This window comes from Telluria sp. AC161 (assembly GCF_979258535.1).
Genome location: NZ_OZ409861.1, coordinates 4,135,982 through 4,148,193, shown reverse-complemented (window position 1 = coordinate 4,148,193; position 12,212 = coordinate 4,135,982). Strand labels below are relative to the sequence as shown.

Sequence of the window (12,212 nt, the reverse complement as noted above, 5' to 3'; positions counted from 1 at the left end):
CCGCTCATGGCCGCGGCAGCTGCGGCCCTGATGTTGACAAGCTGCTCATCGCTCTCGTACTACACCCAGGCCGCGCAAGGCCAGCTGCAACTGCTGTCCGATGCGCGCCCGATCGACGACTGGATCGCCGACACCGGCACCAGCGCCAAATTGCGGCACCGGCTCGAAGCGGCGCGCCAGATCCGCCGCTTTGCCATCCAGGAAATGCAGCTGCCCGATAACGGCAGCTACACCAATTACACCAGTCTCAAACGCCCCTACGTGCTGTGGAACGTGGTGGCCACGCCCGAACTGTCGCTCAAACCGATCCAGTGGTGCTTCCCGGTCGCCGGGTGCGTGAACTACCGCGGCTACTACAGCAAGACCGACGCCCAGGCCTATGCCCGGCAACTGCGCGCAGAAGGCCACGACGTGGAAGTGGGTGGCGTGAGCGCCTATTCGACGCTCGGCTGGTTCAGCGACCCGCTGGTATCGACCTTCATCAATTACCCGGACGCCGAACTGGCGCGCCTGATCTTCCATGAGCTGGCGCACCAGGTCGTCTACGTCGCGGGCGATTCGCAATTCAATGAATCGTTCGCCAGCGCCGTGGAGCAGGCCGGCGTGGAAGCCTGGCTCGAACGCTTCGGCAACCCGGCCATGAGCGCAGCCTACGACCGCTACAAGGCGCGCAAGCGCGACTTCCTGGCGCTGCTGCTGCGTTATCGCGGCGAGCTCGAGCGCACCTACAAGAGCATGGAACCGGACGCCACCAAGCGCGCCACCAAGGGCCGCCTGTTCATCGCGCTGCAGAACGACTACCAGGTGCTCAAGGCAAACTGGGGCGGTTACGCCGGCTATGACCGCTTCTTTGCCGAGCCGCTGTCCAATGCGCATCTTGCCTCGGTGGCGACCTACAATGATCTGGTGCCGGCGTTTCGCGCCCTGCTGCGCCGCGAGAAAACGTGGACGGGTTTCTACAAGGCCGTCAACCGCCTCGCCGCCCTCGACAAGAAAGAGCGTACCCGTGTGTTGACGGGGTTGGCTGCGACGGGTTCAACGGGCCTGCAGGTGGTGCAGCGCACCATGAGTGCTCTGCCGTAGAGGGCCGGTTCCAATCGGCGTAAAAGCGCTTGCGCACAAGGGCGCTGCCCGATAGCATCACAACCAGCGATAGCAAAGGCATAAGCTTCGTGCGCACGCGAGCCGGCAACATAGCACGGCCGTCGACAAGAACGATCATGATCTTGCAAAAGATCCCGAGACAGAGGCAACCCATGGACAAGATTTGGCTGCAGTCGTATCCACCAGGCATGCCGGCAGAGATCAATCCGGATCAGTACTCTTCGCTGGTGCAATTGCTGGAAGAATCGTTCAGCAAATTCGCGGACCGCAATGCCTTTGTCTGCATGGACAAGTTCCTCACCTACCGCGAACTTGACGCGTATTCGCAAAAGCTCGCCGCCTGGCTGCAAAGCCGCGGCCTGACGCCCGGCGCGCGCGTGGCGCTCATGATGCCCAATGTGTTGCAGTACCCGATCGCGCTGGCCGCCGTGCTGCGCGCCGGCTACGTCGTCGTCAACGTCAATCCCCTCTACACCGCGCGCGAACTCGAACACCAGATCACCGACTCGGGCGCCGAAGCGATCATCGTGCTGGAAAACTTTGCCCACACCGTGCAGAAGGTGATGGGCAAGACGCCGCTGCGCCACGTGGTGGTGGCGAACATGGGCGAACTGCTTGGCGGCGCCAAGGGCATGGTGGTCAATTTCGTGGTCCGTCACGTCAAGAAGATGGTGCCCGAGTTTTCGCTGCCGAACATGGTGTCGTTCAAGGACGCGCTGGCGCAGGGCGCCCGCATGACCTTCAAGCCGGCCACGCTCAAGGCCGGCGACGTCGCCTTCCTGCAGTACACGGGCGGCACCACCGGGCCGTCAAAAGGCGCCACGCTCACGCACCGCAACGTGATCGCCAACGTGCTGCAAAGCGAAGCATGGTCGGCACCGGCGCTGGGCGAGGCGGGCGGCGAGCCACTGACGATCGTGTGCGCGCTGCCGCTGTATCACATCTTCGCGCTGACCGCGTGCGCCATGTGGGGCATGCGCATGGGCGCCCTGAACGTGCTGATCGTGAACCCGCGCGACATCCCGGGCTTCGTCAAAGAGCTCGCCAAGTACCGCTTCAACATGCTGCCGGCCGTGAACACGCTGTACAACGCGCTGGTGAACAACCCCGATTTCGCCCACCTCGATTTCTCCGGCCTGCGTATCTGCAATGGCGGCGGCATGGCGGTGCAAAAGGCTGTGGCCGACAAATGGCGCGATATCACCGGCGTGGCCATCATCGAAGGCTACGGCCTGTCCGAGACCTCGCCGGTGGCCACCTGCAACCGCGCCGACGTGCTGGACTTCACCGGCACCATCGGCCTGCCGGTGCCATCGACCGACATCGCCATCATCGACGATGCAGGCAACCCGGTGGCGCGGGGCGAGAGCGGCGAGATCGCGATCCGCGGCCCGCAAGTCATGCAGGGGTACTGGAACCAGCCGGCCGAAACCGCCAAGGTCATGACGGCCGACGGCTTCTTCCGCTCGGGCGACATTGGCATCATGGACGAGGGCGGCTACGTCAGGATCGTCGATCGCAAGAAGGACATGATCCTGGTGTCGGGTTTCAACGTGTACCCGAACGAGCTCGAAGGCGTGATCGCCGGCCATCCGGGCGTGCTCGAATGCGCGGTGGTCGGTGTGCCGGACGCCCATTCGGGCGAGGCGGTCAAAGTATTCGTGGTAAAAAAAGACCCGGGCCTCACGACAGACGACTTGCTGGCCTACTGCAAGCAGGAATTCACCGGCTACAAACGCCCCAAGTACATCGAGTTCCGCGATGAGCTTCCCAAGACCAACGTCGGCAAGATTCTCCGCCGCGCGCTGCGGGACGAAAAGCAGGCGGACACGGTGGCATAAGTCACGGCGGATGATGGGCAACCAGCCGAAGCCGCCTACAAGGCGGCTTCGGCGTTTTATTGGAACCAACAAGGAAGGCAGTGGAATACATGGACAAATTCTGGCTCACGTCGTACGAAACCGGTGTACCGGCAGAGATCGATGCGACGCAATATCGCTCGCTGGCGCATTTGCTCGAGGAGGCGTTTCGCAAGTACGCCGACCGCAAGGCCTATGCCTGCATGGGCAAGTCCATCACGTTTTCCGAACTCGATACGATGTCGCAGCGCATGGCCGCCTGGCTGCAGGCGAAGGGCCTGAAACCCGGCGCGCGCGTGGCGCTGATGATGCCCAACGTGCTGCAGTATCCGGTGGCGCTGGCCGCCGTGCTGCGCGCCGGTTACGTCGTCGTCAACGTGAATCCGCTCTACACCCCGCGTGAGCTGCAGCACCAGCTGACCGACTCGGGCGCCGAGGCGATCGTGGTGCTGGAAAACTTTGCCCACACGCTGGAGCAGGTGCTCGGCCAGACGCAGGTCAAACACGTCATCCTGGCCACGATGGGCGACCTGCTGGGCGGCCTGAAAGGCACGCTGGTCAACCTGGTGGTGCGCAAGGTCAAGAAGATGGTGCCGGCCTACTCGCTGCCAGGCGCGGTCGCCTTCAACAAGGTGCTGGCCGAGGGCGCGCGCGAAACCCTGGGGCAGGTTGCGATCGGCCACGACGACATCGCCTTCCTGCAGTACACGGGCGGCACCACGGGCGTGTCGAAGGGCGCGGTGCTGCTGCACCGCCACGTGATCGCCAACGTGCTGCAGAACGAGGCCTGGTTTGCGCCGACCCTGGGGCGCCAGCTGGCGGGCGAGCAGCCGCAGTTTGCCTGCGCGCTGCCGCTGTACCACATCTATGCGCTGACGGTCTGCGCGCTGCTTGGCCTGCGCGTGGGCGGCATGAACCTGTTGATCCCGAACCCGCGCGACATCAAGGGCTTCATCAAGGAGCTGGGTGGCTACCGCATCAACATCTTCCCGGCCGTAAACACCCTGTACAACGGCCTGCTCAACGACGACGATTTCGCCAAGCTCGATTTCTCGGGCCTGATGGTGTGCCCGGGCGGCGGCATGGCCGTGCAAAAAGCGGTGGCCGACAAGTGGCTCAAGACGACAGGCATCCCGATCGTCGAAGGCTACGGCTTGTCCGAGACCTCGCCCGTGGTCACCGCCAACCGCTGCGACATCAGCGAGTTCACCGGCACCATCGGCCTGCCGCTGCCATCGACCGAACTGCGCATCCTGGACGATGCCGGCAATGCCGTCCCGTTCGGCACCGCCGGCGAAATCGCCGTGCGTGGCCCGCAGGTCATGGCCGGCTACTGGCAGCGCGATGACGAGACGGCCAAGGTCATGACGCCCGACGGCTTCTTCAAGACCGGCGACATCGGCATCATGGACGACAAGGGCTACACCCGCATCGTCGATCGCAAGAAGGACATGATCCTGGTCTCGGGCTTCAATGTGTATCCGAACGAGGTCGAAGGCGTGGTCGCGGCGATGCCGGGCGTGCTCGAAGTGGCGTGCGTGGGCGTGCCCGACCAGCACTCGGGCGAGGCGGTCAAGCTGTATGTGGTCAAGAAGGACGCGAGCCTCACCGCCGATCAGGTCAAGGCCTTCTGCAAGGAGCAGCTGACCGGCTACAAGCGGCCGAAGTTTGTCGAGTTCCGCGAGACGCTGCCGAAGACGAACGTCGGCAAGATCCTGCGGCGCGAATTGCGCGACGAAAAAAAGCCGGGCTGATGCCGGCATGAGGTTCTGGAGGCCGCCATCATGGCGGCCTTTTTCACGACCGGATTACCGGTTCGCGATCAGCGATTCGAGCGGCGGCAACTGGCGCGGCTTGCGATCCGGACCGGTGGCCACATAGGTCAGCGTCGCCTCGGTCACCTTGACCACTTCGGCCGCCAGCCGGTTACGCTCGGCGTACACCTCGACGAACACCGTGATCGACGTGTTGCCCACCTTGGTGATATCGGCATAGAACGACAGCAGGTCGCCGACGAACACCGGATTCTTGAACAAAAACGAGTTCACGGCGATGGTCGCCACGCGGCCATTGGCGCGGCGCGTGGCCGGCAGCGAACCGGCCAGGTCGACCTGGGCCATGATCCAGCCGCCGAACACATCGCCATACACATTGGCGTCGGACGGGGCGGGCATGACCCGCAGTTCGGGCATCTTGCCGGCGGGGAGGCGAATGGTACTGGGCGTGGTAACGGTATTTTCGGGCGTGGTCATCGTGAATTCTCGGTAAAAGCTACAATCGACCCGAATTGAACCACAAAAGTCTCCCCATGCGCCGCAATACCTCACTTCCGCCGGACCCTACCGGCATTCCCCGCAACGACTGGGCAACGCTCAAGACCTTGTTCCCGTACCTGTGGGTCTACAAGTGGCGCGTGCTGGCCGCCATGGGCGCGCTGGTCGCGGCCAAGATGGCCAACGTCGGCGTGCCGCTGGTGCTCAAGCGGCTGATCGACGGCCTGGCCATCGATCCCGCGCACCCGCACGCACTGATGGTGCTGCCGGTCGGCGTGCTGATCGCCTACGGCTTGCTGCGGCTGTCGATGACCGTCTTCACCGAGCTGCGCGAATTTCTGTTCGCGCGCGTGACGCAGCGCGCCGTGCGCACCATCGCGCTGCGCGTGTTCCGTCACCTGCACGCGCTGTCGCTGCGCTTTCACCTGAACCGCCAGACGGGCGGCATGACGCGCGACATCGAGCGCGGCACGCGTGGCGTGAACTCGCTGATCTCGTACTCGCTCTTTAACATCCTGCCGACGCTGGTCGAGATCACGCTGGTGCTGGGCTACCTGATACTGAATTACGACATCTGGTTCAGCATCATCACCGCGGTGGCGCTGGCCTCGTACATCACCTTCACCGTGGTGGTCACCGAATGGCGTACGCACTTCCGGCGCACGATGAACGACCTCGAATCGAAAGCCAGTACCAAGGCGATCGACTCGCTGCTCAATTACGAGACGGTGAAATACTTCGGCAACGAAGACTACGAAGCCAAACGCTATGACGAGGGCCTGAAGAACTACGAGAACGCCGGCGTGCGCTCGCAGACCTCGCTGTCGGTCCTGAACACGGGCCAGTCGCTGATCATCGCGACTGCCGTCACGCTGATCCTGTGGCGCGCCACGCAGGGCGTCATCAACGGCACCATGAGCCTGGGCGATCTGGTGCTGGTCAACACCTTCATGATCCAGCTGTACATGCCGCTGAACTTCCTGGGCGTGATCTACCGCGAGATCAAGCAAAGCCTGGCCGACATGGAGCGCCTGTTTGGCCTGCTCGACCAGAACCGCGAAGTGGCCGACGGCCCCAAGGCGCTGCCGCTGGATATCAAGGGCGCGCAGGTCGAGTTCTCGCACGTGGAATTCAGCTACGAGACCAAGCGCCAGATCCTGTTCGACGTCGACTTCACCATTGCCGCCGGCACCACGACAGCGGTGGTGGGCCACAGCGGCTCGGGCAAGTCCACGCTGTCACGCCTGCTGTTTCGCTTCTATGACGTGAACGGCGGCGCGATCCGCATCGATGGCCAGGACCTGCGCGACATCACGCAGTCTTCGCTGCGCGCGGCAATCGGCATCGTCCCGCAAGATACAGTGCTGTTCAACGACACGATCGAATACAACATCGCGTATGGCCGGCCCGGCGCCAGCCGCGACGACATCGTGGCAGCCGCGCGCGCGGCGTCGATCCACGACTTCATCGAAAGCCTGCCGGATGGCTATCAGAGCATGGTGGGTGAGCGGGGGTTGAAACTGTCCGGTGGCGAGAAGCAGCGCGTGGCGATCGCGCGCACGCTGCTGAAAGACCCGGCGCTGCTGATCTTCGACGAAGCCACGTCGGCGCTCGACTCGCGCGCCGAGCAGGCGATCCAGGCGCAGTTGAAAGAGATCGCGAAGAACCGCACGACGCTGGTGATTGCGCACCGCCTGTCCACGATCGCCGATGCGCAGCAGATCATCGTGCTCGATCACGGCAAGATCGTCGAGCGCGGCACGCATGGTTCGCTGCTGGCCGCGCGCGGCCTGTATGCGCAGATGTGGGACCGGCAGCTGGCGCGGCCCGACGAGGATGTGGCCTCGCCGCCGCTGGTGCCGGAAGCGTTTGAACGCGTGGACGGCGCAGCCGTCCACGCTACGGTATCCGGCACGTAATCAATACGTATAAAACATCCGCTGAATTTCCTTGGTGCTGGTCGTTTTCGTCAACGCCAGCATCAACAGAATGCGCGCCTTCTGAGGACTGAGCGTATCGGCCACCACGAAGTCCAGCTGATCGTCATTGGCTTCGCCATTGCGCGCCACGATGCCCTGGCCGACGCGGCTCGCACGCACGACGATGACACCCTTGGCCCGCGCAGCCACCAGCGCCGGCCTGGTTTTGGCAGGCAGGCTGCCGTTGCCGACACCAGCATGCACCAGACCCTTGGCGCCGGCTGCCACCAGCGCATTGACCGCCACATCGCCCACGTTCGCATACGCGTACGCCACGTCCACCTGCGGCAGCGCATCCAGTTTGGCCAGATCGAATTCGGTATCGACCGTGTGCTTGCGCGTCACGTCGCGATAAAAGAACGGCTTGCCACCCTGGATGTAGCCGATCATGCCCAGCTCCGTCGTGCGGAAGGTGTCTGCCGTCGTCGTATTGGCTTTGGTGACGTCGCGCGCCGCGTGGATCTGGTCATTCATCGCCACCAGCACGCCGCGGCCCGCCGCGTCAGGCGTGCCGGCCAGGCGCACCGCGTTGTACAGATTGATCGGGCCGTCGGCCGACAGCGCCGTTGACGGCCGCATCGAGCCGACCACCACCACCGGCTTCTTGCTCTTGACGACCAGATTCAAAAAGTATGCCGTCTCTTCCAGCGTGTCGGTGCCGTGCGTGATGACGATGCCATCGACGCTGCTTTGCGCCAGCAGCACGTTGACGCGTTTGGCCAGTTGCAGCCACTGCGCATCGCTGATGTTTTCACTGGCAATCTGGAATACCTGTTCGCCGGTGACGTTGGCCACCTTCGTGATCTCGGGCACGGCCGCGATCAGCGATTGCACGCCGACAGTGGCAGCGGTATAGCCGACCGTCGTCGTGCTGCTGGCGCCCGTTCCGGCGATGGTGCCGCCGGTGGCGAGGATCGTCACGTTCGGCAGCTTGGCGGTCTGGGCCTGGACGGCGGCCGCAAACAGAAAAAGAACGCCGCACAGGGCGGCGTGGGCAGATCGCGGGAACAGCATGAAGGTCTCCGGGTTTTATAAACCCGGCAGCTTACAGCTTTTTAAAGACGACGCCATCCTTCATCACGAACTTGACCTGCTCGAGCAGCTTGACGTCCTTGAGCGGGTCGCCCTCGACCGCGATGATGTCGGCCGCGAACCCCGGCGCGATCGCGCCCAGGCGCTTGGGCTGATCCAGCAGCACGGCCGCATTGACGGTCGCGGCGCGGATTGCCTCGATCGGCGTCATGCCCGCTTCGACCATGTAGCCGAATTCCTTCGCATTTTCGCCATGCGGGAACACGCCGGCATCGGTGCCGAACGCGATCTTCACGCCGGCCTTGTGGGCGCGGGCGAACGTGGCCTGCAGCTGCGGCCCGATCGCCGCCGCCTTGGGCTGCACCAGCGCCGAGTAGTAGTTCGGCACCTTGGCCTTGTCCGCCACGTAGCGGCCGGCCGAGATGGTTGGCACGTACCAGCCGCCGGTCTTCTTGAAAAGCGTGATGACGTCGTCGTCCATCAGCGTGCCATGTTCGATCGAGTCGACGCCGGCGCGCAGCGCGCGTTTCATGCCTTCTGCGCCGTGGGCGTGGGCAGCGACGCGAAAGCCGTAATCCTTCGCGGTCGTGACCACGGCGCGCAGCTCGTCCTCGGTGTACTGCGAATTCTGGCCGCTGGCGGCTTGGCTCAGCACACCGCCGGTGGCCGTCACCTTGATCAGGTCCGCACCATCCTTGTAGCGCTGGCGCACGGCCTGGCGGGCTTCTTCCGGGCTGTTGAGAACACCCTCGACCGGGCCGGGCGTGCCGATCTTCTCGTTCAAAAAGTGCGACAGGTTGTTGGTCGGATCGGCATGCCCGCCCGTGGTGGCCAGCGATTTACCGGCCGTGAACATGCGCGGGCCCGGCACGTCGCCGGCGGCAATCGCCCGCTTGAGGGCGATGTTCAGGTCATCGGCTGCGCCCAGGTCGCGCACCGTCGTAAAGCCTGCCATCAGCGTGCGCTCGGCAAACTTGATCGAACGGTAGGCCATGTCGGCCGGGTTGGCGGTGAGGCGGTCGCGGTAGGCGTCCACTGCCGGCAGGGTCTCGCTGGTCAGGTGCACGTGCATGTCGATCAGGCCAGGCAGGCAGGCGTGGCGCGACAGGTCGATATTGCCGGGGGCGCCGGTCATGGGGCCGACCGAGACGATGCTGCCGTTCTCGATGACGATGCTGACGCGTTCGCGCCAGGTGCCTTGCTGCACGTCCAGCAGGCGGCCGCAATCGACTGTCTGGGTGGCGGCGTGCGCGCTGTTCAAGGCCAGCAGCATGCCGGCGGCCATCATGGTTTTCATCGTTCGTCCCTCGTTATTTTCATGAAAAAAAAGGCCCTCCATCGCTGGAAGGCCTTCGGTGTCAGGCAATGCCCGCCGCGCCTAGCGCAGCGGTGAAATGGCGGGTTCGGCGTTCGGCTCTCCGAGCTCGCCCTCCCACTTGGCAACGACGGCGGTGGCGATGCCGTTGCCGATGACGTTGGTGGCCGAGCGGGCCATGTCCAGGAAGTGGTCGATCGCCAGCAGCAGCAGCAGGCCGGCTTCCGGGATGTCGAACTGGTTCAGCGTGGCGGCGATCACGACCAGCGATGCACGCGGCACACCGGCCATGCCTTTGGAGGTCAGCATCAGCACCAGCATCATCGTGATCTGGGTACTCATCGACAGCTCGATGCCGTAAGCCTGGGCGATGAAGACGGCGGCGAAGGTGCAGTACATCATCGAGCCATCGAGGTTGAACGAGTAACCGATTGGCAGCACGAACGAGGCCAGGCGGTTCTTGACGCCGAAACGCTCCAGGCCTTCCAGGGTTTTCGGAAACGCCGCTTCGGACGATGCGGTCGAGAAGGCCAGCAGGGTCGGGCCACGCAGTTCGGCGATCAGGCGCAGGATGCGCGGGCCGACGAAGATCATGCCGATGCCGATCAACACCACCCACAGGAGCGCAATGCCGAAGTAGAACTGGGCCATGAAGACGCCATACGTCGACAGCACGCCCAGGCCGCTCTTGGCGATGATGCCCGAGACGGCGGCCAGCACTGCGATCGGTGCGAAGTTCATCACATAGCCGGTCAGCTTGAGCATGACGTGGGCAACGCCGTCGATGGCATCGATCATCGGCGTGGCGCGCGCACCGACGGCAGCGGCAGCGGTACCGAAGAACACCGAGAACACGACGATCTGCAGGATCTCGTTACGGGCCATGCCGTCGACAATGGAGGTTGGCACCAGGTGGGTGATGAAGTCCTTCATCGTCAGGCCGGTGGTGGTAATGCCCGCATCCGTGCCCACTGGCGGCATCATGCCGGCGGCGAACAGCGCGTCACCGGGACGGAACAGGTTCACCAGGATCAGGCCCAGCGACAGCGAGATGAGCGAGGCGATGAAGAACCAGCCCAGCGCCTTGACGCCGATGCGGCCGACTTCCTTGGCGTCGCCCATCTTGGCAATGCCGACCACCAGGGTGGCAAACACCAGCGGCGCGATGATCATCTTGATCAGGCGAAGGAACAGCGTCGTGATCAACGACATCGTGTCGGCGAAGCTTTGCGCGCCGGCCGTGTCCGAATTGGTGTTGACCAGATAGCCGACCAGAATACCGATCACCAGCGCGATCAGAATATAAGTGGTCAGGCGGTTTCGATTGTTCATAAAGCTTCCTGTCTTTGGGACCTGTGCGACACCCGCGGCAACGGCGCTGTCGCTGGTGAATTGTTCGGGCAGTGGCTGGCTGTCGAGGACCGAAAGACCAGTTGATTCTGAAGATTATGGCAAGTTCCGCAGTATCCTAGGGGCTGTTAGTGCTGTCAAGCATGCAGTCGCGTGTGGCGCATGTGAGCGATCGCGCCACGTTGCGCGGTGATCCACGGCGCCCCGGCACAGGTAAAATACGCCATCCGTTTTCCGAGAGCCGCCATGTCCACCATCGAAATCCCCGACACCATCACCATCACCCGTCCCGACGACTGGCACCTGCACCTGCGCGACGGCGCGGCCATGGCCAGCGTGCTGCCGCACAGCGCGCGCCAGTTCGCGCGCGCGATCGTGATGCCGAACCTGCGCCCGCCCGTTACCACCACGGCCATGGCGCTGGACTACCGCGCCCGCATCCTGGCTGCGCTGCCCGAGGGCGTGCAGTTCGAGCCCCTGATGACGCTGTACCTGACCGACAACACCAACCCGGACGAGATCCGCCGCGCGCAGGACACGGGCTTCATCCACGCCGTCAAGCTGTACCCAGCGGGCGCCACGACCAATTCCGACGCTGGCGTCACCGACCTGACCAAGTGCTACAAGACGCTTGAAGTAATGCAGGAAATCGGCATGCCGCTGCTGGTGCACGGCGAAGTTACCAATAGCGACATCGACCTGTTCGACCGCGAAGCCGTGTTCATCGAGCGCGTCATGCGCCCGCTGCGCCGCGACATGCCGGCCCTGCCGGTCGTGTTCGAGCACATCACCACCAGGGATGCCGCCCAGTACGTGGCTGAAGCCGAAGGCCCGATCGCCGCCACCATCACCGCGCACCACCTGCTGTACAACCGCAATGAGCTGTTCAAGGGCGGCATCCGCCCTGACTTCTACTGCCTGCCAGTGCTCAAGCGCGAAGAACATCGTCTGGCGCTGGTCACCGCCGCCACCAGCGGCGACGAGCGCTTCTTCCTGGGTACCGACTCGGCCCCGCACGCGGTGCACACCAAGTACGCGGCCTGCGGCTGCGCGGGCTGCTACACGGCGCTGCACGCGATGGAGATGTATACCGAAGCCTTCGCCCAGGCCGGCGCGCTCGACCAGCTGGAGGCATTCGCCAGCTTCAACGGCCCGGCCTTCTACAACCTGCCGCGCAACGAGGGCACGATCACGCTCAAGCGCGAAGCCTGGACGCTGCCCCAATCGGTGCCGATGGCCGAGCACCAGCTGGTGCCGCTCAATGCGGGCGAGACCATCAACTGGAAGATGCTGTAACACC

At 64.0% G+C, this 12,212-nt stretch carries 9 protein-coding genes; 5 read left to right on the top strand and 4 right to left on the bottom strand.

The window, feature by feature from the left end; translation table 11 throughout:
- Positions 1-6 precede the first annotated feature (6 nt).
- The 3 genes from ACZ0AJ_RS18480 to ACZ0AJ_RS18470 all read left to right on the top strand — a co-directional run bounded on the left by ACZ0AJ_RS18480 (position 7) and on the right by ACZ0AJ_RS18470 (position 4,717).
- A complete protein-coding gene (locus tag ACZ0AJ_RS18480; RefSeq protein WP_499456814.1) occupies positions 7-1,083 on the top strand; it encodes an aminopeptidase in 1,077 nt (358 codons plus the stop codon).
- A gap of 173 nt (positions 1,084-1,256) precedes the next feature.
- Complete coding sequence (locus tag ACZ0AJ_RS18475; protein WP_499455911.1) at positions 1,257-2,945, top strand: long-chain-fatty-acid--CoA ligase; 1,689 nt, start codon at positions 1,257-1,259, stop codon at positions 2,943-2,945.
- Positions 2,946-3,034: 89 nt separating this feature from the next.
- Positions 3,035-4,717, top strand: a complete 1,683-nt coding sequence (locus ACZ0AJ_RS18470) for a long-chain-fatty-acid--CoA ligase (protein ID WP_499455910.1) — start codon at positions 3,035-3,037, stop codon at positions 4,715-4,717.
- A 54-nt stretch (positions 4,718-4,771) separates the two neighbouring features.
- On the opposite strand, the gene ACZ0AJ_RS18465 is transcribed toward ACZ0AJ_RS18470, so the two are convergent.
- Positions 4,772-5,215 carry an acyl-CoA thioesterase gene (locus ACZ0AJ_RS18465; protein WP_183555969.1) on the bottom strand — a complete coding sequence of 148 codons (444 nt, stop codon included), beginning with the start codon at positions 5,213-5,215 and terminating at the stop codon, positions 4,772-4,774.
- 56 nt (positions 5,216-5,271) lie between these two features.
- Between ACZ0AJ_RS18465 and ACZ0AJ_RS18460 the strand changes: the two genes are divergently transcribed.
- Complete coding sequence (locus tag ACZ0AJ_RS18460) at positions 5,272-7,155, top strand: ABCB family ABC transporter ATP-binding protein/permease (RefSeq protein ID WP_499455909.1); 1,884 nt, start codon at positions 5,272-5,274, stop codon at positions 7,153-7,155.
- Here the strand turns inward: ACZ0AJ_RS18460 and ACZ0AJ_RS18455 are convergent, their stop codons facing one another.
- The 3 genes from ACZ0AJ_RS18455 to ACZ0AJ_RS18445 all read right to left on the bottom strand — a co-directional run bounded on the left by ACZ0AJ_RS18455 (position 7,156) and on the right by ACZ0AJ_RS18445 (position 10,894).
- A complete protein-coding gene (locus ACZ0AJ_RS18455; protein ID WP_499455908.1) occupies positions 7,156-8,229 on the bottom strand; it encodes a type II asparaginase in 1,074 nt (357 codons plus the stop codon).
- A 31-nt stretch (positions 8,230-8,260) separates the two neighbouring features.
- The gene (locus tag ACZ0AJ_RS18450; protein ID WP_499455907.1) at positions 8,261-9,544 is read right to left on the bottom strand and encodes a metal-dependent hydrolase family protein; all 1,284 of its coding nucleotides are present in this window, start codon (positions 9,542-9,544) and stop codon (positions 8,261-8,263) included.
- Positions 9,545-9,625: 81 nt separating this feature from the next.
- Positions 9,626-10,894 (bottom strand): dicarboxylate/amino acid:cation symporter, encoded by a 1,269-nt coding sequence (locus ACZ0AJ_RS18445; RefSeq protein WP_499455906.1) that lies wholly within the window; start codon positions 10,892-10,894, stop codon positions 9,626-9,628.
- Between the two features lie 264 nt (positions 10,895-11,158).
- On the opposite strand from ACZ0AJ_RS18445, the gene pyrC reads away from it, so the two are divergent.
- A complete protein-coding gene (gene pyrC, locus ACZ0AJ_RS18440; RefSeq protein ID WP_499455905.1) occupies positions 11,159-12,208 on the top strand; it encodes a dihydroorotase in 1,050 nt (349 codons plus the stop codon).
- Positions 12,209-12,212: the final 4 nt, after the last annotated feature.

Excerpts from the sequence above, each read along its gene's own strand:
- ACZ0AJ_RS18445 (WP_499455906.1), bottom strand. The coding sequence starts at position 10,894 with ATGAACAATCGAAACCGCCTGACCACTTATATTCTGATCGCGCTGGTG.
- ACZ0AJ_RS18455 (WP_499455908.1), bottom strand. The coding sequence starts at position 8,229 with ATGCTGTTCCCGCGATCTGCCCACGCCGCCCTGTGCGGCGTTCTTTTT.
- ACZ0AJ_RS18465 (WP_183555969.1), bottom strand. The coding sequence starts at position 5,215 with ATGACCACGCCCGAAAATACCGTTACCACGCCCAGTACCATTCGCCTC.
- ACZ0AJ_RS18460 (WP_499455909.1), top strand. The coding sequence starts at position 5,272 with ATGCGCCGCAATACCTCACTTCCGCCGGACCCTACCGGCATTCCCCGC.
- ACZ0AJ_RS18480 (WP_499456814.1), top strand. The coding sequence starts at position 7 with ATGGCCGCGGCAGCTGCGGCCCTGATGTTGACAAGCTGCTCATCGCTC.
- ACZ0AJ_RS18470 (WP_499455910.1), top strand. The coding sequence starts at position 3,035 with ATGGACAAATTCTGGCTCACGTCGTACGAAACCGGTGTACCGGCAGAG.
- ACZ0AJ_RS18450 (WP_499455907.1), bottom strand. The coding sequence starts at position 9,544 with ATGAAAACCATGATGGCCGCCGGCATGCTGCTGGCCTTGAACAGCGCG.
- pyrC (WP_499455905.1), top strand. The coding sequence starts at position 11,159 with ATGTCCACCATCGAAATCCCCGACACCATCACCATCACCCGTCCCGAC.
- ACZ0AJ_RS18475 (WP_499455911.1), top strand. The coding sequence starts at position 1,257 with ATGGACAAGATTTGGCTGCAGTCGTATCCACCAGGCATGCCGGCAGAG.